This is a genomic window from Bacillus vallismortis, from assembly GCF_040784915.1.
GTDB classification, from domain to species: Bacteria; Bacillota; Bacilli; order Bacillales; family Bacillaceae; genus Bacillus; species Bacillus subtilis_G.
On the sequence record NZ_CP160797.1, the window covers coordinates 2,387,587 to 2,411,465 of the forward strand.

At 44.4% G+C, this 23,879-nt stretch carries 26 protein-coding genes; 1 reads left to right on the plus strand and 25 read right to left on the minus strand.

Translation table 11 applies throughout. The features are described from left to right. Positions 1 to 22: 22 nt before the first annotated feature. The 14 genes from aspB to ABZM97_RS11535 form a co-directional block, all read right to left on the minus strand. Positions 23 to 1,204: an aspartate transaminase AspB gene (aspB, locus tag ABZM97_RS11470; protein WP_087990509.1), complete on the minus strand. Its 1,182-nt coding sequence runs from the start codon at positions 1,202 to 1,204 to the stop codon at positions 23 to 25. 22 nt (positions 1,205 to 1,226) lie between these two features. Beyond that, a complete protein-coding gene (tseB, locus tag ABZM97_RS11475) occupies positions 1,227 to 1,712 on the minus strand; it encodes a cell wall elongation/penicillin-binding protein regulator TseB (RefSeq protein ID WP_087990510.1) in 486 nt (161 codons plus the stop codon). Positions 1,713 to 1,720: 8 nt separating this feature from the next. Then, entirely contained in the window at positions 1,721 to 1,891 is a 171-nt protein-coding gene (locus ABZM97_RS11480; protein WP_003225588.1) for a YpmA family protein, read from the minus strand. Positions 1,892 to 2,033: 142 nt separating this feature from the next. Then, positions 2,034 to 4,829, minus strand: coding sequence for an ATP-dependent DNA helicase DinG (gene dinG / locus ABZM97_RS11485; RefSeq protein ID WP_367386851.1), 2,796 nt, complete (start codon positions 4,827 to 4,829; stop codon positions 2,034 to 2,036). Between the two features lie 125 nt (positions 4,830 to 4,954). After that, positions 4,955 to 5,338: an aspartate 1-decarboxylase gene (panD, locus tag ABZM97_RS11490; protein WP_087990512.1), complete on the minus strand. Its 384-nt coding sequence runs from the start codon at positions 5,336 to 5,338 to the stop codon at positions 4,955 to 4,957. A gap of 1 nt (position 5,339) precedes the next feature. Then, complete coding sequence (gene panC, locus ABZM97_RS11495) at positions 5,340 to 6,200, minus strand: pantoate--beta-alanine ligase (protein ID WP_087990513.1); 861 nt, start codon at positions 6,198 to 6,200, stop codon at positions 5,340 to 5,342. Position 6,201: 1 nt separating this feature from the next. Then, the gene (gene panB, locus ABZM97_RS11500) at positions 6,202 to 7,035 is read right to left on the minus strand and encodes a 3-methyl-2-oxobutanoate hydroxymethyltransferase (protein ID WP_087990514.1); all 834 of its coding nucleotides are present in this window, start codon (positions 7,033 to 7,035) and stop codon (positions 6,202 to 6,204) included. A 244-nt stretch (positions 7,036 to 7,279) separates the two neighbouring features. Next, positions 7,280 to 8,257, minus strand: coding sequence for a biotin--[acetyl-CoA-carboxylase] ligase (locus ABZM97_RS11505; RefSeq protein WP_087990515.1), 978 nt, complete (start codon positions 8,255 to 8,257; stop codon positions 7,280 to 7,282). Then, complete coding sequence (locus tag ABZM97_RS11510) at positions 8,242 to 9,435, minus strand: CCA tRNA nucleotidyltransferase (protein ID WP_087990516.1); 1,194 nt, start codon at positions 9,433 to 9,435, stop codon at positions 8,242 to 8,244. The genes ABZM97_RS11505 and ABZM97_RS11510 overlap by 16 nt, the downstream gene beginning before the upstream one ends. A gap of 4 nt (positions 9,436 to 9,439) precedes the next feature. Continuing rightward, positions 9,440 to 10,573: an N-acetyl-alpha-D-glucosaminyl L-malate synthase BshA gene (bshA, locus tag ABZM97_RS11515; RefSeq protein ID WP_087990517.1), complete on the minus strand. Its 1,134-nt coding sequence runs from the start codon at positions 10,571 to 10,573 to the stop codon at positions 9,440 to 9,442. Beyond that, positions 10,570 to 11,280: a bacillithiol biosynthesis deacetylase BshB1 gene (bshB1, locus tag ABZM97_RS11520; RefSeq protein WP_087990518.1), complete on the minus strand. Its 711-nt coding sequence runs from the start codon at positions 11,278 to 11,280 to the stop codon at positions 10,570 to 10,572. Before bshB1 ends, bshA begins: the two co-directional genes overlap by 4 nt. Beyond that, positions 11,273 to 11,686, minus strand: a complete 414-nt coding sequence (gene mgsA / locus ABZM97_RS11525; RefSeq protein ID WP_087990519.1) for a methylglyoxal synthase — start codon at positions 11,684 to 11,686, stop codon at positions 11,273 to 11,275. The genes bshB1 and mgsA overlap by 8 nt, the downstream gene beginning before the upstream one ends. 15 nt (positions 11,687 to 11,701) lie before the next feature. Further along, entirely contained in the window at positions 11,702 to 12,505 is an 804-nt protein-coding gene (gene dapB, locus ABZM97_RS11530) for a 4-hydroxy-tetrahydrodipicolinate reductase (protein ID WP_087990520.1), read from the minus strand. Positions 12,506 to 12,516: 11 nt separating this feature from the next. After that, positions 12,517 to 12,852: a nucleotide pyrophosphohydrolase gene (locus tag ABZM97_RS11535; protein ID WP_039074303.1), complete on the minus strand. Its 336-nt coding sequence runs from the start codon at positions 12,850 to 12,852 to the stop codon at positions 12,517 to 12,519. 139 nt (positions 12,853 to 12,991) lie between these two features. Here ABZM97_RS11535 and ABZM97_RS11540 point away from each other — a divergent pair, with 139 nt between their 5' ends. Further along, positions 12,992 to 13,864, plus strand: a complete 873-nt coding sequence (locus ABZM97_RS11540) for a YitT family protein (protein WP_087990521.1) — start codon at positions 12,992 to 12,994, stop codon at positions 13,862 to 13,864. Positions 13,865 to 13,905: 41 nt separating this feature from the next. Here ABZM97_RS11540 and ypjB read toward each other — a convergent pair whose 3' ends face one another. The 11 genes from ypjB to hisC form a co-directional block, all read right to left on the minus strand. After that, positions 13,906 to 14,700 (minus strand): sporulation protein YpjB, encoded by a 795-nt coding sequence (gene ypjB, locus ABZM97_RS11545; protein ID WP_087990522.1) that lies wholly within the window; start codon positions 14,698 to 14,700, stop codon positions 13,906 to 13,908. A 68-nt stretch (positions 14,701 to 14,768) separates the two neighbouring features. Continuing rightward, positions 14,769 to 15,362 (minus strand): DUF1405 domain-containing protein, encoded by a 594-nt coding sequence (locus ABZM97_RS11550; protein WP_176365269.1) that lies wholly within the window; start codon positions 15,360 to 15,362, stop codon positions 14,769 to 14,771. Positions 15,363 to 15,474: 112 nt separating this feature from the next. Next, positions 15,475 to 16,242 (minus strand): menaquinol-cytochrome c reductase cytochrome b/c subunit, encoded by a 768-nt coding sequence (locus ABZM97_RS11555; RefSeq protein ID WP_087990523.1) that lies wholly within the window; start codon positions 16,240 to 16,242, stop codon positions 15,475 to 15,477. Positions 16,243 to 16,276: 34 nt separating this feature from the next. Next, positions 16,277 to 16,951, minus strand: coding sequence for a menaquinol-cytochrome c reductase cytochrome b subunit (qcrB, locus tag ABZM97_RS11560; RefSeq protein WP_003225560.1), 675 nt, complete (start codon positions 16,949 to 16,951; stop codon positions 16,277 to 16,279). Between the two features lies 1 nt (position 16,952). Continuing rightward, on the minus strand, positions 16,953 to 17,456 hold the full coding sequence (locus ABZM97_RS11565; protein ID WP_003230627.1) for a ubiquinol-cytochrome c reductase iron-sulfur subunit: 504 nt from the start codon (positions 17,454 to 17,456) through the stop codon (positions 16,953 to 16,955). Positions 17,457 to 17,598: 142 nt separating this feature from the next. Then, positions 17,599 to 18,045 carry a YpiF family protein gene (locus ABZM97_RS11570; protein WP_087990524.1) on the minus strand — a complete coding sequence of 149 codons (447 nt, stop codon included), beginning with the start codon at positions 18,043 to 18,045 and terminating at the stop codon, positions 17,599 to 17,601. Between the two features lie 54 nt (positions 18,046 to 18,099). Continuing rightward, complete coding sequence (locus ABZM97_RS11575; RefSeq protein WP_087990525.1) at positions 18,100 to 18,639, minus strand: ReoY family proteolytic degradation factor; 540 nt, start codon at positions 18,637 to 18,639, stop codon at positions 18,100 to 18,102. A 71-nt stretch (positions 18,640 to 18,710) separates the two neighbouring features. Continuing rightward, entirely contained in the window at positions 18,711 to 19,982 is a 1,272-nt protein-coding gene (locus ABZM97_RS11580) for a tetratricopeptide repeat protein (RefSeq protein ID WP_087990526.1), read from the minus strand. Positions 19,983 to 20,329: 347 nt separating this feature from the next. Next, the gene (gene aroA / locus ABZM97_RS11585) at positions 20,330 to 21,616 is read right to left on the minus strand and encodes a 3-phosphoshikimate 1-carboxyvinyltransferase (protein ID WP_087990527.1); all 1,287 of its coding nucleotides are present in this window, start codon (positions 21,614 to 21,616) and stop codon (positions 20,330 to 20,332) included. An 11-nt stretch (positions 21,617 to 21,627) separates the two neighbouring features. Then, on the minus strand, positions 21,628 to 22,743 hold the full coding sequence (locus ABZM97_RS11590) for a prephenate dehydrogenase (RefSeq protein ID WP_087990528.1): 1,116 nt from the start codon (positions 22,741 to 22,743) through the stop codon (positions 21,628 to 21,630). A gap of 48 nt (positions 22,744 to 22,791) precedes the next feature. Further along, positions 22,792 to 23,874 (minus strand): histidinol-phosphate transaminase, encoded by a 1,083-nt coding sequence (hisC, locus tag ABZM97_RS11595; RefSeq protein WP_367386852.1) that lies wholly within the window; start codon positions 23,872 to 23,874, stop codon positions 22,792 to 22,794. Between the last annotated feature and the right edge of the window lie 5 nt (positions 23,875 to 23,879).

Sequence of the window (23,879 nt, forward strand, 5' to 3'; positions counted from 1 at the left end):
CTGTCAGCCGCTTTTTGATCTGTTAGCTATGTTTTTCTACAAAACGTTTGATTCTCTCAACCGCTTTTTCAAGAAGTTCTAACGATGTTGCGTAAGAAAGGCGTACATTATCAGGAGAGCCAAATCCGGAGCCAGGAACAATCGCAACTTTTTCCTCCTCAAGAAGCGCTTTAACAAATTCGTCTACATCTTTGAAACCGCAAGTTTGAGCTGCTTCTTTTGCATTCGGGAACAAGTAAAAAGCACCTTCCGGCTTCACACAGCTAAACCCGGGGATCTCTAAAAGCTTTGCGTAGATCGTGTTTAATCTATGTTCAAACGCTTCTCTCATTTCTTCCAGCGGCTCAGAAGGCCCGTTATAAGCAGCAATCGCTCCGTACTGTGCGATTGATGTCGGATTTGACGTGCTGTGGCTTGCAAGGTTAGTCATTGCTTTAATAATGTCTTCGGCCCCCGCCGCATAACCGATTCTCCAGCCCGTCATGCTGTGTGACTTCGACACGCCGTTAATAATAACCGTTTGCTCTTTCAGGCTGTCAGACAGCTGTGCAATGGAAACGTGTTTCTTTCCGCTGTATGTAAGTTTTTCATAAATTTCGTCAGACACAATCAGGATGTCATGTTCAAGGCACACTTCACCGAGCGCCGCCAGTTCGTCTTCCGTATACATAACGCCAGTCGGGTTGCTTGGAGAATTGATGACGATCGCTTTTGTTTTTTCCGTGATCGCATTTTTCAGCTGTTCAGGAGAAATTTTGAAATGATTTTCCTCAAGCCCTTCTACATAAACAGGCTTTCCGCCAGCGAGTTTCACCTGCTCCGGATAGCTCACCCAGTAAGGTGTTGGAATAATGACTTCATCTCCTTCATCCAAAATCACTTGGAAAAGGGTGTACAGCGCATGTTTGGCACCTGTGCAGACAATGATTTGAGACGGTTTGTATTCAATATTCTGGTCACGTTTAAATTTCTCTGCAATGCTGTTTTTGAGTTCAGCCAGACCACCTGAAGGCGTGTACTTCGTATGGCCTTCGTTCATAGAACGTACAGCGGCATCAATGATGTGCTGCGGTGTATTAAAGTCAGGTTCGCCTGCCCCTAGGCCGATAACATCATGGCCTGCCGCTTTCAGTTCTTTCGCTTTTGCTGTGATTGCCAGTGTGGTAGACGGTGTTAATGCGGATACTCTTTTTGCCAGTTTCAACTTGAACTCCCCCTAATTCGTCTTAAGGCGTCATATTTTTGAGAATCTTTCCAGTTGTAAAGTCCACATAACTTAAACTGTATTGACCTTCTTTGTCTAAGTACGTTACTTCCCAAAGCAGGACATTTCCCTCTCTTGCCAGATGAACCTCTTTTTGCTTTGAAACCAGTCCTTCATCCTGTATGATTTTCGCCGCTTTGTCTTCGGAGATTCCCTCTTTTGCTTCTTTTGAGAGAATTTTTGCTTTTTTATCGGCAGGAACCCAGACATATAATTTGCTTCCTTTTTTGTCCGTTCCCTTTACAACATAATATTTTTCTTTTCCGACAAATGTTTCGACTTGATCAACGTTGGCGAGATCGGTTTCTTTTTTAGCTTCAGCAGCTGCTGCTTCGTGCCCCTCTTCCTTTTGTGCCATGGCTGATTTATAAATGCTTGCCGAGACAAGAAGTACTGCTAAAAAAATAATACCAAAAATGGCGGTAAATATTAATGCTTTTTTTCTCATCTTCTCACCTACGTACGATAAATGGTAAAAACGGCTTGGTTTTTGTTTTCTTCATCCAGCGCAAGGCCGAACATCAGATTATCTCTTTTCAGTGTCCGATTCAGTGTGTCTACAATTTTATAAAGGTCATCAGAATGCTCTACATTAATTGTTGAAAGAATCTCGATTTTGCTTTCCATTTTTTCATCCTCCAGTTTGAACAAATATTGTTAGTCATACTCCGTTTTAGGACACGCCATACTAGTATCACAGAGCGGCAAAACCGCTTTTAAATAAAACACCATCCTATTCCCACACCGCAAAAGCCGCTTTATGCGGCTTTTATTCTTTTTCCCCTGCAACGTAAGCCTCAAGCTCGCTGTCAGTCATTTCGGATACGTAAGTTGTCGGCAGGGCATCAAGAAACAACCGGCCATAACCTGCCGTTTTAATCCGTCTGTCCAATATGACAATCGTCCCTTTGTCTCCCGCTGTCCGCAGCAAACGGCCGATTCCTTGCCTGAAGGTCAGCACAGCTTCCGGAAGTGATACTGTTTGAAACGGATTCCGCCCTTGTTTTCGGGCAAGCTCACATTTCGCAGCATGAAGCGGATGATCAGGGGACCGGAATGGAAGCCTTGCGATCATTACCGTTATCAGCTCATCACCAGGAAAATCAACGCCTTCCCAAAAGTGATTTGTACCAAGCAAGATCGCCTGATTGGATGTTTTAAAAGTTTTCATCAGTTTGCCTGGACTTCCGCCTGAAATTCCTTGCGCCAAGAGCTGAATGCCGGAAGCACTCATCGCTTGCTTCAGCTCCTGATGAACCTTTTTCAGCATATCATGAGACGTGAACAGCACAAGGATTTTGGGCTGTTTTTCCTTTGCCATCAGTTCAATATAACGGGCCGTATCCTGTATAAATTCAGTTTGCCCTGTATCTTGAATTGATTTCATTTCTTTTGGAATCATCACCCGCATGCGCTCATCGTAAGAAAAAGGCGACTCAATTCTCATTGTTCGCGGGAAAAAGTCATCCAGTCCCAGACGTTCAATCATAAATTGAAATGAATCTTCGACAGTAAGGGTTGCAGATGTCAGCACCACACTGTTTTTGCGCGCGAAAAACTGATCAGCCAGGAGTTCACCAGGTTCAAGCGGCTGTGCGTAAATGGCCACTGCGTTTTTTGCTCCCTTTGCGTCTATTTCAACCCAAACCGCTTCATCGTCATCAGACTCGAAGAACAGCTTCTGCAACGTTAGACAGTAATGCTGCAAGCCTTTCATGACTCTTTGATATTCATCGGCTAAATAAGCGGTTTTGCTCTTCATACTCGTCAGATGTTTTTCCATCAGAGCCGACTGTGCCTCAAAAAGCTGCTGCAAATGTGTCAGCATGGAACAAAGCCTCTCTGCTCCATCCGTTAAAATAGGCCAGCTTTTATCTTGGCTTTCTTTGTTCACCTTATAGACTAGACGGTTTAAGTCTTCTTTAGGTTTTCTTCGTTTGACAAAAGAATGCACAGAGCTGAAGAAAGCATCACTTTCTGCTTGGATGTGCTGAATCCACTCTTCCAATTCGAAAAAAGAATCAACGGGCAGGCTGTTTCGCTGAAATAGCTGTCTCATCTTTTTTAGAAGCCCCTGTTCCTTCAGAGTGCCGATTCTGTTCAATTTAGAATGCAATTCTATATACGTGGCTCTTTTTCCTAAATGTTCGCTCGCCGCACGTTCAAAATGATGGGCTTCATCGATAATAAATGTGCCGCTTTCAGGGAGTCTTTTTTTCTGGCTGCCTTCATCGGTCAGCAAAAGGGAATGGTTGGTAATCACCAAATCGGAACGCATGGCAATCTCCTTGGCACGCTCATAAAACCCGGTCACACTTTCATGTCGACTTCTTTTATAGGAGCCCTCGTCATAAGCCAATCTGTCCCACAGCAATTTTCCGCCTGAAGGCAGATTCAGTTCAGCTACATCTCCTGTGTTTGTCTCAGTCAGCCAAACGAGGAGCTGTGCCTTTGTCAATACGGCATCATAATTATCATCTTCTTCATGAAGCACCTGCTCGAATTTATACAGGCATAAATAATGCGATTGTCCTTTTAAAACCGCCGCTGTTACCGGAAATGGAAACAGATCTTGGACAATCGGCAAATCCTTTGTCAAAATCTGCTGCTGTAAAAGCGTTGAATACGTGCTGATAATGACCGGTTTTTTTGATTTCTTGGCAAAAAGCGCAGCCGGAATGAGGTAGCCAATCGTTTTTCCGATTCCCGGAGGAGCTTCAATCAGCGCATGCTCACGATTCGCAAACGCTTCAGCCACCTCTTTGATCATCATCATTTGGCCGTCTCTTTTTTCATAACCGGGCATTAACGCAGACAGCGCTTTTTCATTGCCCGCTTCCCAATTTTCCATCTCAAATGAGAAGTTTCCGTCTTCATTGACACGTTCATCGATCGTTGCAGGTTCTCTGACAGAAAAGGAAGAAAAGCGCGCATAGCCGGGTATTTCGGTATGTTTGTTTTCATAAATGAACATATCCAACAAATGCGTCAGATCACTGATAAAATGCTGCGAAAGTCTTCTTAACTGTTTTAATGTCGGATCAGGAAGCTGCCGCAGCTTTTCAAGGATTTCCAAAAAAATAAGCCCTGTCACTTCAGCGTCGCTGTCAGCCCGGTGCGGCTGATCATGCCGCAGTTGAAGCTCCTCGCTTAATTCGGTCAGCTTATACCCTTCAAACCCCGGAAAAACAATACGGGAGAGTTCGACAGTATCCAGCACTTCACAATCTGGGAGCTGAAAGCCCGCCTTATGTAACTCATACTTGACAAATCCAAGGTCAAAATGGATATTGTGGGCGACAAAATAAGCGCCGTCAAGCAAATGAAACACTTCCTCAGCGACAGCCTCAAACGGCTGTTCATGCTCTACCATTTGATTGGAGATTCCTGTAAGCTGCTCAATGAAAGCAGGAATGGATTTATTTGGATTAATGTATTTTGAAAACCGCTCAGTAATTTGTCCATTTTCAATTACAACCGCTGCGATTTGTATGATTTTATCGCCTTTCTTCGGCGAATTCCCTGTTGTTTCTACATCTATAACAACGAACCGTTGCTTATTCATTAAAATGGACACCTCAATTCTTGCATACGACAAAAGTGTAACACGTTTTGTACGGAAATGGAGCGGCAAAACCGTTTTACTCTCAAAATCTTAAAAGAAAACCCCCGATAAAGGGGGCTTTTCTTCTACAACATTGTACGGGCTGGTTCGTTCCCCAGCATTTGTTCAATTTTGTTTTGATCATTCAGAACAGCCACTTTTGGCTCGTGGCTTGCCGCATCTTGATCAGACATCATTTTGTAGGAAATGATAATAACCTTATCTCCTACCTGCACAAGGCGTGCGGCTGCACCGTTTAAGCAGATGACGCCGCTTCCGCGTTCACCAGGAATAATATACGTTTCCAGACGCGCTCCATTATTATTATTCACAATTTGCACTTTTTCATTAGGAAGCATTCCCACTGCATCAATAAGATCTTCATCAATTGTAATGCTTCCCACATAGTTCAGATTTGCTTCCGTAACGGTTGCCCTGTGAAGCTTGCCGCTCATCATCGTGCGATACATATTATATTCTCTCCATTTCTCGAATATCAATAATGATATTATCTATTAAACGCGCTTTTGAAAAAGCAACTGCAACAGCCAGAATGACCTTTCCTTCCATTTTGTCCGCAGGCTCGAGTTTCGGATAGGAATAAAGCTCCACATAGTCAATGGTGCCGCTTGTCGTTTCAATGATTTCTTTCGCCGCTTTTATCACCGCTTCAGGGTCTCTTTCGCCGGCTCTGATCAACTCCGCACTTGTTTGAAGGGCCCGATACAGCTTAGGCGCTTCTTTTCTTTCCTCAGCAGTTAAGTATACATTGCGGGAGCTTTTGGCTAAGCCGTCTTCCTCTCTGACTGTATCGACAGCAACCAGTTCAATATCCATGAAGAAATCGCTGATTAAGCCATCAACAACCGCCACCTGCTGTGCATCCTTTAAACCGAAATAGGCACGGGTCGGCTGCACAAGATTGAACAGCTTCGTCAGTACAATTGCAACACCGTCAAAATGTCCTTCTCTTGAGCGTCCGCATAAAACATCCGTGCGTCTTTCGACGCGAATCGTGACATTCTTTTCGCCAGGATACATATCATGGGCACTAGGCGTAAAAAGAATATCGACGCCTGCGTTATCTGCAAGGCCCGCATCCCGCTCAATATCGCGCGGATATGCCTCAAAATCTTCATTAGGACCGAATTGCGCAGGATTCACAAAAATACTCATAACGACGGCGTCATTTTCTTGTCTTGCTTTGTCTGCCAAGGTTAAATGCCCCTCATGCAGAAAGCCCATCGTCGGAACAAATCCGATTGACTTCCCCTCTGACTGGTATTGTCTTATGGCTTCTTTCAGCTGTGAAATATCTGTAATCTGTCTCATCTTATTTTCCTCCGTACAAGCCGTCCAGCACTGTCTGATTCATTTGAAAGGAATGTTTTTGTTCAGGGAAAGCACGATGTCTTACATCCTGGACATATCCGCTGATTGCTGTTTCGATTGTTTCGTCAATTCGCGTATATTGCTTTACAAATTTAGGTGTTCTCTCTACACCGTGGCCGATAATATCATGATAAACGAGAACTTGTCCGTCCGCTTTCACACCGGCACCGATTCCGATGACAGGTATGCTTAGCATCTCGGCAATTTTGGCTGTGAGTTCTGCAGGCACACATTCCAGCACAAGCATCATAGCTCCTGCTTCTTCGCATTTTATACTGTCTTCTATTAATTTTTTGGCGCTTTGTTCGTCTTTGCCCTGTACTTTATATCCACCCAATACACCGACTGACTGCGGTGTCAGACCTAAGTGACTAACTACCGGAATGCCCCCAAGCGTCAATGCGCGAATGGATTCAAACACGCCTTCTCCGCCTTCAAGCTTCAGTGCGTCGGCTCCGCTTTCCTGAACGATAGCCGCTGCATTTTTCAGCGTATCCTCCTTGGACAGGTGATAAGACATAAACGGCATATCCGTTACGATAAATGTATTTGGCGCGCCCCTTTTAACGGCTTTTGTATGATGGATCATGTCCGCAACTGTCACGCCGACAGTTGAATCAAGTCCGAGGACGACCATTCCGAGTGAATCACCGACTAAAATCATGTCAACTCCCGCTTGTTCAGCAAGCTTAGCTGCCGGATAATCATAAGCGGTCAGCATCACAATCGGTTCTTCAGTCTGCTTCATTTTTAGAAAATCGAGTTTTGTTTTCATGTTTTCTCCTCCTCATGTTTAGAGGAGATGAGCTGCCGTTTTCTTATACAAGCCAAAAAACCTTCCGTTACACGAGAAGGATTCTTCACTTTCTAAAGTTCGGCGAGTTTCATCCCTCTGTCCCAGTCCTTTTTTGGATCAAGGCAGACTGCTGCAATGTCAATCTATTTTTATAATAGGTGCAGTTCGCAGGCGATACTGCCCAATGGAAGTATACCAAAATCAACGGGCTTGTACCAACACATTAACCTAATTCTATATCGGCAGAATAGATTTTTTTAATGCCTTCCTTCGTTTCTAAAAGAAGAACACCTTCATCATCTATACCTAACGCCTTCCCGTAAAATGTTCCATTTAATGTTCTGGCCCTCATATTAGAGCCGATTCCCAGCGCGTAGCTTTCCCATAAAAGCTTAATCGGCGTAAAACCGTGCGTCATATAATCCCGGTACCGTTTTTCAAAGGTAAGCAAGATATGCTGGATGACACCGGCCCGGTCAATTTTTTCTCCGGCGGCTTGGCTGAGGCTTGTCGCAATGTCCTTCAGGTCATCTGGAAAATCATCCGACTGCTGATTGACGTTAATGCCAATCCCGATGATGACCGAACGTACCCGGTCTTCCTCGGCCTGCATTTCTGTTAAGACGCCGACTGTTTTTTTTCCGTTAATCAAAATATCATTAGGCCATTTTATATCCGTTTGGATGCCTGCTGCCTCTTCTATTCCCTGCACAACAGCTACTGCAGCAAGTAATGTGAGCTGCGGTGTTTTTTGGAGCGGAATGTCAGGCCGTAAAATCAGGCTCATCCAAATACCGTTTCCCTCTTGGGAATGCCATACCCTTGACATTCGCCCCCTGCCGGCTGTTTGTTTATCAGCCACGACGAGAGTGCCCTCTGCTGCGTTATTATTTGCAAGCTCATGCGCCGTTTTTTGCGTGCTTGCTAGAACGTCGTGATAAATAAGGTACTGGCCCATCACTTCCGTTTTCAGTCCGAAGCGAATTTCACTTTCACTGAGTTTCCCGGGCTTTTTGATGAGACGATATCCTTTTCTCCTAACAGCTTCTACTTCATAGCCCTCTTTCCGAAGCTCTTCAATATGCTTCCACACAGCAGTTCTGGAACAGCCGAGGGCGTCACTGATTTTTTGGCCGGAAATAAATTCATTTCCAGCCTGAGAAAATAATTCAATAAGATCTTTTCTTAATGTTGACCGCATGTCTTCAGCCACTCCTCTATGTGCTTCTTTTGATTGGAGAGCTTTCCCGTCAAAACAGCCTGCTCAATCCGCTGTAATTCTTCCGACACCCATTGTCCGGCAGGCCGGTTTCGCAGCGCAAGCAAATCCTTACCCGTGATATCAAGATCCTTAAGGTTTTTAATCGGCAGGCTTTGATAAGCGTTTTGGATGTCCTTCAATTTTTCTTCATCTAGTCTTTCGTTTTGCCGAAGCTGTGATATTCTGGCCGCTGAAAGAAGTGCTTTTTCCCCAGCCTCGTACATTGACATAGCGTCAAGGCTTTGGCCAAACGTATAGGCAATGTGAATGGCTTCCTTCATTACTTTTCCCGGAAGCTTCCATGCTTTCAGGAAAAGCGGCGCATCTTTCAAATCTATTTCAAGATCAATTAAAAGCGCAGCCCAAAGCTCCTCACGGGATGTTAAAGATTCAAACGAAAACTCACTCGCCGCAAGCAGGTTCTCTCGTTTATGATAAAAACCAGGCAGTTCTTCGTACAACCCAGTTTGAATGAGAGTTTGAAGCGCCTGGCGGGACGCTCTTCCCTTTAGCAGTTTCTCGAACTCTATTGTTTTTCGTTCAACTGAAACATGGGATAAGAGTGTTTTTTCCTTCGTGATCGCTTCTTCTGTTTCTAGTGAAAGCGTAAAGCCAAGCTGGCTCATAAAACGTACGGCTCTCAGCATGCGAAGCGCATCCTCTTGAAATCTGTGATTGGGCCTTCCGACGGTTCGAATCAGCTTCTGATCAATATCTTTCTTGCCGCCAAAATAATCAAGCACTTGACCTTCCGCTGTCATGGCCATCGCGTTAATCGTCAAATCCCTGCGTTTCAAATCCTCTTCTAATGATGTGATAAAGTTCACTTCTGAAGGTCTTCTATAATCCTCATACTCTGATTCAGTCCGGAATGTCGTGACTTCATAGGTTTCATCTTCCCAGAGCACAATAATGGTCCCGTGCTCTTTTCCTACATCAACCGTCCGCTGAAACAGCCGTTCTACTTGATCCGGTGCCGCATCAGTCGCAATATCGACATCTCCGATCGTTCGTTTCATATAGCTGTCTCGAACTGCGCCTCCCACAAAATAAGCCTGGTGGCCCGCTTCAATTAAGGTGCGGAGCACGGGAAGCGCTTTGATAAAAACTTGTTCCATATGATCACTCCGGTTCTGCTAAATCGGCATAAATCTGTTCATACTGGCTGACAATTTTTTGTGAAGAAAATTCATTTTTTAGCATTTCCATTGCCGCCTTTGTAAAACCCTTGCTTAGCTGTTCATCTTCTAAAATACGCATCGCGCAGGCTGTTGCGGCTGCAACGTCGCCGACATCCACCAAAAATCCGCTCACACTGTTTTTAATAACCTCCGGGATACCGCCAGTGTTTGTTCCGATACAAGGCACTCCGCAAGCCATCGCTTCAAGCAGGACAAGTCCGAAGCTTTCTTTTTCGGACAGCAGCAGTTTCAGATCGCTAATAGAATAAAGCTCCTCAACACGGTCTTGATTTCCAAGCATTAAGACTTGGTTTTCCAATCCATATTTTCTGACAAGCTCACAGGCCGTCGACTTCTCCGGGCCGTCCCCGACTAAAAGCAGCTTGGCTTTCGTTTTGCCGGCGATATTCCGGAACACGCGGATGACATCCTGCACGCGTTTGACCTTTCTGAAGTTAGACACATGGATGACGACTTTTTCGTCTGGTAAAATACCATGTTTCTCTTTAATCGCTCCATTGTTTTTCTTCAAATACACGCGCTCATCTATAAAGTTATAAATCGTTTCTATTTTTTTCTCCGGTTTAATTAAATCGTACGTTTCAGCTGCAAGCGCTGAGGAGACAGCGGTCACCCTGTCTGATGCCTCAATGGCAAAACGGATAAGATCTTTTAGAGACGGGTCATATCCCAGCACCGTAATATCCGTGCCGTGCAAAGTTGTCACAATGCCGATATTGCGTTTCAGCATCTGCTTTGCTAGATAAGCGCAAACCGCATGCGGGAGAGCGTAGTGAGCATGTATAATGTCTAAATTCTCCCGTTCCGCCACCTCAGCAATTTTGCTTGCCAATGCCAAATCATACGGCGGATACTTAAAAACAGCATATTGATTAACCTCAACCTCATGAAAATGAATATTGGGGTGATATGTATTCAGTCTAAACGGGATGCTTGATGTGATAAAATGGATTTCATGTCCTTTTTCAGCAAGCTGCTTCCCCAGTTCTGTCGCAATGATACCTGAGCCTCCGACGCTCGGATAACATGTGATCCCTATTTTTAGTTTTTTCATTGTTCGCCCCCAAGCACATCATGATCGAGCAACAGCATCCGTTTGGAAAAGAAACCCTCGGCATACTCCACACCCGCTTCTTTACCGTAAAGCTTTTCTCTCGCTTCAACGATCTCGATATAGCCATTCGTCAGAGGAGTTGAAACTGAATCCTTTGACGGTATAAACTGGCTTTTGTAGGCATTAAGGCTTTGTTTCTTGGCCTCTATTGTATTCGATATATCAATGACAAAATCAGGCTGATGAAAACCATTTATCATATAGTAGTAAACCTTGCTTATTTTATGCGCGGGAAGGCTCTTTTCATCTTTATATTTATGGATTCCTGCGGAAAAGATTGCTTCTTCCACCAGTGCAGCGGCATTGCCGTGATCCGGATGGCGATCCTTTTTATATGGCATAAAAACTGCTTTTGGCCGGCAGGTTCTGATCACACTGACAATCGCCCGAATGGCCTGGTCACTCATCATCAGGCCGCGGTCTGGAAGCGTCAGCTGCATTCTTTTTTCTGCGCCTAATATACGGGCTGCTTCAGCTGCTTCTTCTTTACGTAAACTGACAGTTCCGTTTGAAGAGAGTTCCGCTTCGGTCAAATCGCATATCATTACTTTTTTTCCTTGTTTGACAAACTTTGCGATTGTGCCGCCCATTCCGATCTCGACATCATCACTGTGGGCGCCAAAAGCAAGAACGTCAGCATTATACATTCGGCTCTTCTCCCCTAAGAAGATTGCGGAATTCGAAAACACCTTCATCAAGGGTGCGGACAAGAATCTCCGCGGTACCCATATTTGTGGCGAGCGGAATGGAATACACGTCACATAACCGGATTAATGCCGAGACATCCGGTTCATGCGGCTGCGCGGTCAGCGGGTCGCGCAAAAAAATGACAAGGTCGAGTGCATTGGCTGCGATCAGTGCGCCGATTTGCTGGTCTCCACCTAAAGGGCCGGATTGAAAACGTTCAATTTGAAGACCTGTCGCCTCTTGAATTTTCAATCCCGTTGTTCCGGTTGCGTATAGGTCGTGATGCCTCAAAATATTCCGATAGGCAGTCGTGAATTGAATCATATCCTGTTTTTTCTTGTCATGCGCGATCAAAGCAATTTTCATCATTTATCCCCCTGTCTAATCAATGATATTTTCTAATCCATACACAAGCTGGTCAATCTTCATGACTTGTTCGACTGACAGTTTAACACCTGACATGAAAGAAGCGCGGTTATAGGAATCATGGCGAATCTGAAGCATTTGGCCATCCATGCCGAACATGACTTCCTGATGTGCGATCAGCCCCGGAAGACGCACGCTGTGCAAGCGGATACCGTTTTGCTCCGCTCCTCTTGCTCCTGGGAGAATTTCTTTTTCATCGGGATGTCCTTGTTGTTTTTCTTTACGGACTTCTGAAATCATTTCCGCTGTTTTAAGTGCAGTTCCGCTCGGTGCGTCAAGCTTTTGGTCATGGTGAAGCTCAATAATTTCTACATCCTCAAAGTAGTTGGCAGCCATTTTCGAAAATTTCATCATCAGCACCGCACCAAGTGCAAAGTTTGGAGCGATGATGGCTCCGATTCCCTTCTCTTCTGTTAGAGACGTGAGCTCATTTAAATCATCTTCTGAGAAACCGGTCGTTCCGACAACAGGACGAACTCCGTACTCTAATGCAATTTTTGTATGTATTTTCCCAATTTCAGGCGTTGTTAAATCAATTAAGACATCCGGCTGTGTTTCTGTAAAGCAGGCATGGATATCTGTGTAAATCAGAGCCTCTGACTCAACAGACATCACATCAGATAATTTTTGCCGGTCGTATGTATGGTCAATGGCCCCAACAAGGTCAAACTGAGGTGTTCGTTCCGCCAATTTCACAGCTTCCTGCCCCATTCTTCCACGCGGCCCTGCAATGACTACTTTAATTGTTTCGTTTGACATCATGATCTCCTCTACTTTCCTTCTTCTATTCTAGTCCAGCGATCTTTATCTCTCGTATTAAATTTATACATCACTCGGTCGTGGGCTTCCTCTAATGAAATATCAAGTGAGTTGGCTAAACAAACCAACACAAACAGCACGTCGCCCATTTCCTCTTCCATGCTTTTATCATCTTCAGTCGCTTTTTTTGGTTTTTCTCCATAACGATGATTGACTTCTCTGGCAAGCTCGCCCAGTTCTTCGGTCAGCCTTGCCATCATGGCAAGCGGGCTGAAATACCCTTCTTTAAATTGGCCAATGTAACGGTCTACCTCAGCCTGTATGTCTTTCATTGTTTTTTCACTCACTGCACGAAACCTCCTATCATCCTCTTACATGTTAGCTAATTCAGATACGTTTGACAAATGTTTAAGCACGTTTGCTGTTTTCTTTTTCATCCACTATAATATAAACGCTATCCAATGGAAGGAAAAGGGGTTTTGTGTGATGCTTGGAGAAATTAGATTAAAAAACATATTTTTCATTTTAATCGGAGCGGCAATTTTTTCATTCGGCTTGGTTCATTTCAATATGCAGAACAATCTGGCTGAGGGCGGTTTTACAGGTATTACACTTTTGCTTTATGCCCTTTTCCATATCAGCCCCTCTATCTCGAACCTGGTTTTGAACATCCCGATCTTTTTTATCGGCTGGCGTTTACTTGGCAGGACTATGTTTGTTTATACCCTTGTCGGCACTGTCGCCTTGTCTTTGTTCCTCAGCATCTTTCAGCGATATGAAATACATATGCCTCTTCAGCATGATTTAGCGCTCGCTGCTTTATTTGCCGGCGTGTTTATCGGAGCCGGATTAGGAATTATATTTAAGTTTGGCGGAACGACAGGCGGGGTTGATATTATCGCCCGTTTGGTCAATAAGTATTTTGGGATTCCGATGGGCAGAACGATGTTTGCTTTCGATGCCTGCGTCATTATTTTGTCTTTGCTTACTTATCTCTCCTATAAAGAAGCGATGTATACCCTGGTGGCTGTATTTGTAGCTGCAAAACTCATTGATTTTATTCAGGAAGGCGGATACACTGCTAAAGGCGCTACGATCATCTCATCGAAAAACGACCGGATTCAGAAAAAGATTCTTGAAGAAATGGAACGAGGCGTCACCATTTTGAAAGGACAGGGTTCCTATACAAAAGAGGATATAGATGTCCTTTATTGTGTGGTGCCGAAAAACGAATTGGTAATGCTGAAAAGTGTGATTAACTCCGTTGATCCTCATGCCTTTGTGGCGGTAAGCGATGTCCACGATGTGCTCGGAGAAGGATTTACGCTTGATGAAAATAAAAATCCGCTTCCCCGCTGACATTTAATTACAAAAAGGGCGGCAGCTGCCGCCCCTCATGCTTATTTAGGGTAGTCCCGTTTTTTCAGCTTGTTTTTTTCCGCTTTGTATTTTCTGTAGCCGACATAGGTGAGAGCAGTAATAATGATACTGCCGGTTGTGATCATCACCCAGAGCAAAGACGGATCAGCATCATCCTCTTCCACCCTGTCAAATACGTTTTTCAGATCATGCTGAAGAAGGGATAGCCGTTCAAGCTTCGTGCTCTCGGTCATTTGCTGAAATTCCTCTTGCTCAATGACTTCTATATGTTTTCCGACTGTTTCAAGCTGATCCTCTGATACATCGATTGTAAGACTGGGATAAATCAAATCATATAAACTGATAAATTCATTCCATTTTTCATGAAAGCTCGTGCTTTCATTCTTTTGAACATCCTGCTTAAGTTCAGCAAAGGCTTCCATAATCGGTTTTTCCAGTGAGCCCCAAAGCGGAACGGATCGATTCTCAACCGCATCCACCAGCATTCTGAATTGCGCGGCTGCTCTGAGTTTTTGTATATCTGATGTATCAGTCTGCTTTAAGCTCCGTACCATATCGTTATAGCCCAGTGTGATTTGACGGATTTGGGCTCCGGTTAGCATGAGGTCTTGCTGTTTTTTTTCAGCGGATTTTAATGTTTTTTCAAAATAATCCAAGACTTGCAGCGCCTCTTCATATTTCGACTGGCGGGTCATTTGAAAGACTGTATCGGATAAATCATTCAATTCTTCGAGGCTTCCCCGCTCTGCAGCCTTGGCATTTCCATTATAAAAAATAAGAGCAATCAACAAACAGATCGTCAGCTTTCGTTTCATGCAGGTCCCTCCCACTCTCTCTCCTTACAGAATATGAAGAAAGGGACAAGGATAGACCAAGATTGTCTTTACATCAGGTCAAGCTTTGTTTGCTTTTTTGAAACCACTAAAAAGTAAGCTAGCCCGATTGAAAAGATGCTGAGCCAAAATGTTCCGTACCCTATATCTGTCATATAATCAGAAAGCATAGAGTATTGAGGCATCATGTCAAACAAGTAATCAATGACATCGTTATGCAGCGTCCAGACTGCAGCAATTGCAAGATGCCAAAAAGAAAAACGAAAATACGGACTGTACAATACGCCTTGGACCGCCATTGCAAAATGCGAGGCAATCAGCATATAGCCCTCCCACGGCAAGTCACCTGTTACAGCCAGCACAAGAAAATTCATAGCGACCGCCCATAGACCGTACTTTACGAGGGTGACTAGCGCAAGCGCCTCAAAGAGCGGAGCGTTCCGTTTCATGATAAAGGCGAGCAGCACAAACAGAAAGAAAAATGTTGCTGTCGGACTGTCCGGAACAAAAATCAGGAAACGGGCCGGTGTCTCCAGAAGCTGCGGCAAGTACCAATAGTACCCGTAAACCGTTCCCAGAAAATTAATGGCTAAGACAAGAATCAGCATCGGGCGCTGTCCTAATACATATTGAAACCATTTCACATCATATCAACTCTCAGTCTGTAAAAAATAAGGTGTCCATATAAAAAAGCTGACGCCGGGTCAGCTTTTGATATTCAAAGTATATCCTTCCATTACACCATTCACAATATGTTTATTTTGCGGTTGTTTCCGAAATGAATTTCGCAAGTTCTTCGAGCTGCTTATCATTCCCTTTAAACACACCCGCCGGCATTTGGCCTTTCCCTTCGACAGCGATTTTTTTGATTTCTTCCGGTTTCAGTCCAGTGTCCACTAATGAAGGCCCGGCCGCTCCCCCTTGAAGGTTATCCCCATGGCAAGAAATACAGCCCTGCTCCTTAAAAATCTTATATCCTTCCGCATTGGTGTCAATGTCGGCTTCTTTTGTGATTTTTCCCTGTTCTTCTGCCTTGGCCCAGTCGTGAGTCGCAACTGACTGCCACGTCAAAAATACAGCAGCGGAAATGGCCAGAAGCATCATACCGACAGCAACAGGACGCTTCCAAGGCCTTCTTTCCGTTCCTCTGTCAAGAAATGGCGCCAAAAGCAGGGCGCCAAAAGCGAGCCCCGGCATAATCATGGCGCCGACTACTGTAAAGCTCCCGGCGGCGTATTCATACTTCAACAGCTGGTATAAGAAAAGAAAATACCAATCCGGCAACGGAATATAACCAGTATCAGTCGGGTCCGCCATCCGCTCCAAAGGCGGCTGATGCACAATCGTCAAAACAAGAAAACCGATCAGAAAGACAGCGCCAACCATCCATTCCTTCAACAAGAAATTCGGCCAGAAAGCCTCTGTTTTCCCCGGATACTCCGAATAATCCTTCGGTATATTCGGCTTTTTTTCAGCCGGTATCCTTGAGTCGCCTACAAATTTCATCCCTTTGCCCCGGTGCATGTCATCCCCTCCCTTTTATTCGCAGATCAAGAGTTTAAAGCGGTCCTGAAATCCCCTGCTTTCGGATCATAATAAAATGTGCAGCCATCAGCCCGAACAATGCGGCGGGAAGAAAGAATACATGGATCGCAAAAAACCTAGTCAGCGTTTGGGCGCCTACAATATCCGGGTGCCCCGCAAGGAGTGTTTTGACTTGCGTCCCGATCAAAGGCGTGGCTTCAGCGATCTGCAGCCCGACTTTTGTTGCGAACAAAGCCTTCATGTCCCAAGGCAGCAAGTAGCCTGTAAAGCCAAGCCCGAGCATGACAAAAAAGATCAGCACACCGACAATCCAGTTCAGCTCGCGCGGCTTTTTATACGCCCCTTGGAAAAAGACCCTCAGCGTATGTAAAAACATCATCACAATGACCAGGCTCGCACCCCAGTGGTGCATCCCCCTGACAATCTGGCCGAATGCCACTTCATTTTGCAAATAATATACCGATTCCCAGGCATTTTTAATATCAGGCACATAGTACATCGTTAAAAACATTCCAGATAACACTTGGATAACGGTTACAAAAAACGTCAGTCCCCCAAAGCAATACACAAACGCAGAGAAATGATGGGCGGGATTTACATGTTCCGGTACTTCGTGATCGGCAATATCCCTCCACATCGGTGTAATATCAAGCCGCTCATCTACCCAGTCATAAATTTTGTTCAGCATGTCACCCTTCCCCCTTAGGCTTTGCTTTTCCAAGATACAGGAAGCCGTCTTTTACTTCTTGCTCATAATGATCAAGAGGCGCTAGCGGCGGCGTGCCCGGGACATTGGTGCCGTCCTTTTCATAGAGTCCGTAATGGCATGGACAAAAGAATTTATTCGGATTTTTAGGATCACTATTCCAGTTCACCGTACATCCTAAATGTTTGCAAATTGGCGAAAGCGCTACAATTTCATCCCCGTTTTTGAAGACCCAGGCTGATCTTGACTCTTCTGACTCATACCAGGCATCGACTTGATTAATTTTGAAATCAAAACGCTGCGGTTCTTTTGTCAGCTCATCTACGCTGACAACCTGAACCATATCCTGCTTTCCTGTCGATTTTAATACCGGGTCGAGTGCAAAGCGAACCATAGGCATGAGCATACTAGCCGCCATAAAACCCCCTACGCCTGTAAGCGTATAATTTAAAAATTGACGTCTGGATATATCATGTTTTCCGCCCATCTTTTCTCCCCCCTCTAGGTCACCCCTGCAAACTGACTAAAATAGAAAATATTGCAATAACACTAGACACCCTCATAATATATGAATCTCTCAACAAGGTCAATATAGCCAAAATATTGTTTATCAGGAAATATAAGTGTTTTTATGAAGCGCTCCACAACTGTAACAAAACGTTCAAAATTTCAGCAGTGCGTTCATCTAATATTTTTCTTTTTAAAGAATCATTCAAATGCTCTAACGGAATAGACGGTGTCACAATGATTTCGCCTAATGCATGCTCATTTTTCCAATTTTCGTCAGATGTGAGCAGCACAACATGCGGAAATTCTGATTTGAGCTCTTCTCGCAAATCTTGTAGTCCATGAACGGTTTTTTCATTTCTATCAACATATGTATAAGGGGGCAGTAAATATACCCGTCCCTTTAGCTGCCTTTCCAGTTCTTCTGACAGAAGCTGCGTGAATTCGCCTTTCTCGGCCGCCATTTTGAAATGGCCCCCTACTTTAATGTTAATTAGTGGAATGACAGCGGTATCAATATAATCTTTTGCTTGTAAATAGTCCTTGGCATCAGTGATTCTCCACCTCATCGTTCTCCCCCTTTACGACAACAAGCCTTGCAATACGCTGCAAGGCTGGTCTTATTATGTGAGCTGATTCAATTGGCGCGATAATTGTTCAAATGCGTCTTTATCATGACGATCTAGCGCGTCGTCAATATCTTTTAATAATTTTTCTTTTTGGAATGTAGAAATAGCGTGCTCCAAAATTTGTTCAGCCAACCCCTGATCTTTTTTGTTCTCAAACAGATCCTTTGGAATATGCGGATTGGACTCCAGTACCGCCGCATACTCAGGTGAGCTGTAAGCTGAACGGAAATTAAGCTGGATAAACAAATCCTGTTGTTTATTTAATCTAATATCATGAAAAGATTTTTCCGCGTCGGTTGTCATAACATTCTCTTTATAGAACCGAAACGGAACTTCTTCAACACAATGTGTTGACATGATGATGCCTCTCGGACAAAATTCTGCCTGCTCTACAAAATGAACCTTCTCCATGAGAGAATCATGGCTCATTAAGTAGTTCAAGATCCAAACGCACTCTCGGCGCTTTAACTGATAATGGTTTAAAAACCAACGGATAAAATCCTTTTTCTCATTGACAGAAACAGGGGTCTGCATGTAATTCCCTCCTCTATCGTTCGTATAATCTATATACTTATATGTTCCACATGAATGGTGATCATTCCTGCTTATCTAGAAAATTCATCTTCGATTCGCAAAATCGTTTCTTCCAGCTCTTCATTGGTTCCGTCAATTTCAAGAACCTTTTTCAAAAGCGGCAGCGCTTCTTTTTGAAGGCCTTCTTCTAACAGGAAGCTTCCGTATTCATATAAGAAATCTCTGTCATCCCGGTAGTGAAGAAAGGCAGCCTCAAAGGATTGTTTTGCTTTCTCGTAATGCTCCAATTCGGTATATGCGCTTGCAAGATACCAGTTGTATTTCGGATCTTCTTCTCCGTAGCCGCGCACCTCTTGAATAAGATCAATGATCAGTTCATAATCCTCTTCTTTATGATACACGGCAAGCAGTGTATGAAGTGCTTCGACGAAGCCCGGATCAAGCGCAAGCGCCTCCTGAAGCAGCTTTTTCCCATCTTCTGACTTCCCGATTTTCAAGGCCATTTTTGCAGCATAGAGGAAAAGTTCTTTGTTATATTCATCATAACTGATACCCTCTTTTGCCGTTTTTAATGCCTCTTCATACATTCCTTCAGCTTCATAGCTTTTCGAAAGCGGCATATAAAGTGAAGAATAAGACGGATCAAGCCCCTTTAAATCAGACAGCTGCTTAATCGCTGTTTTAACAAACCCCGCCTGTAAGGCTGTAAACCCATAGCCGAAAATCGTATTAGGATCAGGATTCTCATCAGCAGCTTTCTCGTACCACGGAATGGCATCCTCAAATTCACCTGAGGCACTTAACGATTCTGCAAGTCTTTGATGGACGTTAACGCCACCGATCTCACTCTGCTCCTCAGCCGTTGTTTTAAAATATTGAACCGCTTTTGCATAGGCTCCCTGAGTAAAGTAAAGTTCACCCAGTGCGAAATCAATAATGGGTTCATTGGCCAAAATGGACTTTGCTTGTAAAAGCTTTTGTTCACTGACTTCGAATAACCCCTGCATCTGATAAAGATCCGCCATAAGCAGCAAACTTTCCGGATATGATGGATCTGTTTCCGGAATGGTTTCCAGCACAGCGAGGGCTTTTTCTTCTTCGTCAATATCTATTAAAAGTTCAGCATAAAAATTCGTCAGTTCTGTTTCATTCGGATATAAATCATGTAAGTCACTGATCAGTGAAATCGCTTTTTCTACATTGCCCCACTCGTAATACAGCTGGGCTGCGATGGCTTTATCTTCATCATGGAGCTGTTTTTCGGCTTTTGACAGAGTATTGAGGCCTTTTTCTGTTTCACCTGCTTCAACTAATTTTATGGCTTCTTGAATCAATGTATTCAAATCGGACCGGTCCTTTCTTTTCCTATACAACATCAACCATACAAAAAACTTTATTTGTTGGGGTTAATCTTATCATAATTCAGACGATTGCCCCCGGCAAATAAGATGCTTGCTGTACGGCAGGGAATGATTGAGTCTTTTTAGTTTACCAAAAGATCTTGAGATAGAAAATGAAAAAAGGAAGATCGCCCTCTGTACAGTAAAGCAGCTCTCTGACCTGCCGGCTTGTAAGTAAAGCAAATCCCCCCTTTTCGTTTTTCTTTTCCCTCTATAAGACAAGCTATGTTTTTTTCCTTGAATTATGATTCTTACAGCCAATCCGCACAAAAAATCCTGAAGCAAGAACTTCAGGATTTGTTTGAAAGCGTCGTTAAATGCTCGAAGAAGGTTGGATAAGAGACATGAATGGCATCTGTCTGCTCGATTTCAATCGGCTCCTCCGTTATAGAGGAAGCGATGCCAAGCATCATTCCGATTCGATGATCTCCATGACTGGACACTGTGGCGCCGCCTTTTAGTGTTTGTTTGCCATGAATCATCATTCCATCTGCTGTCGGTTCAATCTCAGCACCCAGCTTACGAAGCTCGGAAACCACAGTGTCAATGCGGTTTGTTTCTTTTACTTTAAGCTCTGCCGCGTCCTTAATTACGGTGATTCCTTCCGCCTGAGTCGCAAGAAGCGCGATGATAGGGATTTCATCAATTAAACGCGGAATAATATTTCCTCCGATTTCAACCGCTTTTAGAGATGACGTTTCTATGACCAAATCTCCGTAAGGCTCCGCACTGCTGTCAGCAGACGGTTTGATGTCAAGTTTTGCCCCCATGTTTTGAAGGACGTCAATGATACCTGTCCGAGTCGGATTTAAACCTACGTTTTTCAGTACAATGCTGCTGTTTGGAACCATTGCACCCGCAGCAAGGAAAAACGCCGCTGAAGAAATGTCCCCAGGAACAAAAATATCTGCAGCTGTCAGTTTCTGGCCTCCTGCAATAGAAACACTCGTTTGATCTTCAGAAAGTTTAACCCCAAAAGCAGAAAGCATCCGCTCAGTGTGGTCACGAGATTTATGAGACTCTGTGACGGTTGTTGTGCCCTCAGCTTGCAGTCCGGCCAGCAAAACAGCCGATTTAATTTGCGCGCTTGCAACAGGTGAGACAAAATCAATTCCTTTTAATGAAGCGCCGCTCACTGACAGAGGTGTAAATTCTCCGCCGGATCTGCCGTCGATTTTAGCCCCCATTTGTTTCAAAGGCTCAGTTACACGTTTCATAGGGCGCTTTGCAATGCTCTCATCTCCAGCTACCGCACTGTAAAAAGGACGGCCCGCCAAAATTCCGAGCATCAGGCGAATCGTTGTGCCTGAATTTCCGACGTCTAAAAAGCTTTCTGGCTCGCTCAGGGAATCGATTCCTTTTCCGTAAATCACTACATCGCTGCCGTTTTGCTCGATTTGAACACCCATTTTTCTAAAGCAATCGATCGTGCTCAGACAATCCGCTCCCGGCAGAAAGTTTTTAACAGTTGTTGTGCCTTTCGCCAGCGCCCCAAACATGACGGAGCGATGAGAAATGGATTTATCACCGGGAATCTGTATTTCTCCGTTTAAAGCCTGCACCTTTTCTCTTTTCATTATTTTCCACCTCAATCAGCATAAAAAGTTTCATATTCCGCCCGGGCTTCAATGCAATGTTCAGCCCGTTTGCGGTCGTCATCAGACTGAAAACTGATCCTTAAAATCCCGTTAATATCTTCTCGTGTTTCAATAATGCGGATATTCGTAATACTGATGCGCTCCGCAGCTAATATAGCCGTTATCTCGGAAATCACACCCGGATGGTCGGGAACATCCACATATAAATCATAAAATGCAGGGATCGCACCCTTCTGCCGAAGCGGCAGCCCGTCGCGATAATCCTTAGCGTTTTTAAAATAACGAAATAGATTTTCCGCATCTTCTTGTTCTACATATGTCCGGATCGTCTCGATTTCTCGAATCCACTCATCAAAACGATCCAAGATTTTATCTTTATTATGTAATAGAATATCCCGCCACATTGCCGGGCTGCTCGATGCAATCCTCGTAATATCCCTGAACCCGCCGGCAGCAAAACGCTTAACAAGCGGATAAAGCTCTTCCGAATGATGGGTTTGGTGAACAAGGCTTGCTGCGACAATATGCGGAAAATGACTGATCACGCTTGTCACGCCATCATGCTCTTCCGGTGACATTTCCACAAAATGGGCATTTGTCCCGTTCAGCAGGTTTTTTAACTGTTCTACCGCTTGTCTTTCCGTTTTATGCCCTGGCGTTAAAATATAAAATGCATTTTCAAACAGGAATTCCTTCGCAGCAGCCACTCCTGATTTGTGTGACCCCGCCATCGGATGCCCTCCGACAAATTGATAGCGGCTAGGCAGCACTTGATCAGCATATTGAACCACTTTTTGCTTTGTGCTTCCTACATCGGTAATCAAAAGCTGGTGTTCAATTCCTGAATGAGCCAGCTCATCAAGCATAAGCAGCGTTTGCGCGACAGGTGTCGCAATGATCACTGTAGCTGCCTCTTTCGCACCGCTAATAAACGAATCAGCACGCTCGTCAATCACACCTAATTTTAAAGCGGCTACCGCCTGTTCATCAGAAATGTCGATCCCGATAATCCGTTTGCCGGGATGCTTTTTTTTGATCGCTAACGCAATCGAACCGCCTATCAATCCGAGACCGGCGAGCAATATTGTGTCTTTCATTCGATTCATACGTCATCACCTGGTTTATAGACTAAAGAGGTGATATTTAATCACCTCTTATAAAATTTCAGCTAAAATTGCAAGGATTTCTTCATTTTGCTCTTTTGTTCCGATCGTTATCCGGAGTGATGTCGGGAAACCTAATGCATTTCCTGACCGGACAATATAGCCTTTTTCCAGGAGAGCCTGAAACAGTTCATCGGAAGGACGGTTACAGTCTATTAACACAAAATTTGTTTCTGAAGGGTAGCACTTTAAACCATGAGTCTGAGCAAAATCAAAATATTGCTGAAGGCCTGCTTTATTTTGCTCGACACAGGACGTAATAAACGCTTGGTCATCAAGCGCTGCGATCGCCGCAGCCTGGCCTAGACGGCTCGTGTTAAAAGGCTCTCTGGCCGGCTCAATCTGGCGAATCAGGTTCTCGTCAGCAATTCCGTATCCGACTCTGAGCGCTGCCAGTCCGTAAGCCTTTGAAAATGTGCGCAATATCATTAGATTGGAATAGTTGCTTAAGAGCGGCACGGTTTCCGGGTAATCCTCTGCTGTTACATATTCATAATATGCTTCGTCAAGCACAACGAGGACACGAGAAGGCACGCGCTCCAGAAAAGCAAGTAATTCTCCTTCTGATGTATAAGTGCCAGTCGGGTTATTCGGGCTGCATATCCAAACGACTTGTGTCTGTTCGTCAATCGCTTCAAGCATGGCGTCTACATCATGTGAGCCGTCAGGACGAAGTGCGATTTCACGAACTTCAGCACCTTCAATGACCGCATTGTGTTTATATTGCGGAAAAGTCGGTGCAGCAGTTATCGTGTTGGTTTTCTCATTTAAAAATGCCCGGCAGATGATCTGAATGATTTCATCTGAACCGTTTCCGAAAATAAGCGATGTTTCGCTGACATTGAGGTGCTCACTGAGCCTTGTCCGCAAAGCGGCGCTATACCCATCGGGGTAAAGGGCAAGCTGTTGAATCTCATGATGAAGCGCCTCTTTTGCCGCTTCTGAACAGCCGTAAGGGTTCTCATTTGAAGCTAGCTTCACGACTTTATCCAAGCCATATTCTAATTTCACTGCATCAATCGGCTTACCAGGCTGATAAGGCTTCAGCTGTTTTAAATGTTCTTTGATACGCAAATCCA

What these genes read in the sequence shown, in the direction of transcription:
- tseB (WP_087990510.1), bottom strand. Translation starts at nt 1,712, where the DNA reads ATGAGAAAAAAAGCATTAATATTTACCGCCATTTTTGGTATTATTTTT.
- ABZM97_RS11480 (WP_003225588.1), bottom strand. Translation starts at nt 1,891, where the DNA reads ATGGAAAGCAAAATCGAGATTCTTTCAACAATTAATGTAGAGCATTCT.
- dinG (WP_367386851.1), bottom strand. Translation starts at nt 4,829, where the DNA reads ATGAATAAGCAACGGTTCGTTGTTATAGATGTAGAAACAACAGGGAAT.
- panD (WP_087990512.1), bottom strand. Translation starts at nt 5,338, where the DNA reads ATGTATCGCACGATGATGAGCGGCAAGCTTCACAGGGCAACCGTTACG.
- panC (WP_087990513.1), bottom strand. Translation starts at nt 6,200, where the DNA reads ATGAGACAGATTACAGATATTTCACAGCTGAAAGAAGCCATAAGACAA.
- panB (WP_087990514.1), bottom strand. Translation starts at nt 7,035, where the DNA reads ATGAAAACAAAACTCGATTTTCTAAAAATGAAGCAGACTGAAGAACCG.
- ABZM97_RS11505 (WP_087990515.1), bottom strand. Translation starts at nt 8,257, where the DNA reads ATGCGGTCAACATTAAGAAAAGATCTTATTGAATTATTTTCTCAGGCT.
- ABZM97_RS11510 (WP_087990516.1), bottom strand. Translation starts at nt 9,435, where the DNA reads ATGGAACAAGTTTTTATCAAAGCGCTTCCCGTGCTCCGCACCTTAATT.
- bshA (WP_087990517.1), bottom strand. Translation starts at nt 10,573, where the DNA reads ATGAAAAAACTAAAAATAGGGATCACATGTTATCCGAGCGTCGGAGGC.
- bshB1 (WP_087990518.1), bottom strand. Translation starts at nt 11,280, where the DNA reads ATGTATAATGCTGACGTTCTTGCTTTTGGCGCCCACAGTGATGATGTC.
- mgsA (WP_087990519.1), bottom strand. Translation starts at nt 11,686, where the DNA reads ATGAAAATTGCTTTGATCGCGCATGACAAGAAAAAACAGGATATGATT.
- dapB (WP_087990520.1), bottom strand. Translation starts at nt 12,505, where the DNA reads ATGTCAAACGAAACAATTAAAGTAGTCATTGCAGGGCCGCGTGGAAGA.
- ABZM97_RS11540 (WP_087990521.1), top strand. Translation starts at nt 12,992, where the DNA reads ATGCTTGGAGAAATTAGATTAAAAAACATATTTTTCATTTTAATCGGA.
- ypjB (WP_087990522.1), bottom strand. Translation starts at nt 14,700, where the DNA reads ATGAAACGAAAGCTGACGATCTGTTTGTTGATTGCTCTTATTTTTTAT.
- ABZM97_RS11555 (WP_087990523.1), bottom strand. Translation starts at nt 16,242, where the DNA reads ATGCACCGGGGCAAAGGGATGAAATTTGTAGGCGACTCAAGGATACCG.
- qcrB (WP_003225560.1), bottom strand. Translation starts at nt 16,951, where the DNA reads ATGCTGAACAAAATTTATGACTGGGTAGATGAGCGGCTTGATATTACA.
- ABZM97_RS11565 (WP_003230627.1), bottom strand. Translation starts at nt 17,456, where the DNA reads ATGGGCGGAAAACATGATATATCCAGACGTCAATTTTTAAATTATACG.
- ABZM97_RS11570 (WP_087990524.1), bottom strand. Translation starts at nt 18,045, where the DNA reads ATGAGGTGGAGAATCACTGATGCCAAGGACTATTTACAAGCAAAAGAT.
- ABZM97_RS11575 (WP_087990525.1), bottom strand. Translation starts at nt 18,639, where the DNA reads ATGCAGACCCCTGTTTCTGTCAATGAGAAAAAGGATTTTATCCGTTGG.
- aroA (WP_087990527.1), bottom strand. Translation starts at nt 21,616, where the DNA reads ATGAAAAGAGAAAAGGTGCAGGCTTTAAACGGAGAAATACAGATTCCC.
- ABZM97_RS11590 (WP_087990528.1), bottom strand. Translation starts at nt 22,743, where the DNA reads ATGAATCGAATGAAAGACACAATATTGCTCGCCGGTCTCGGATTGATA.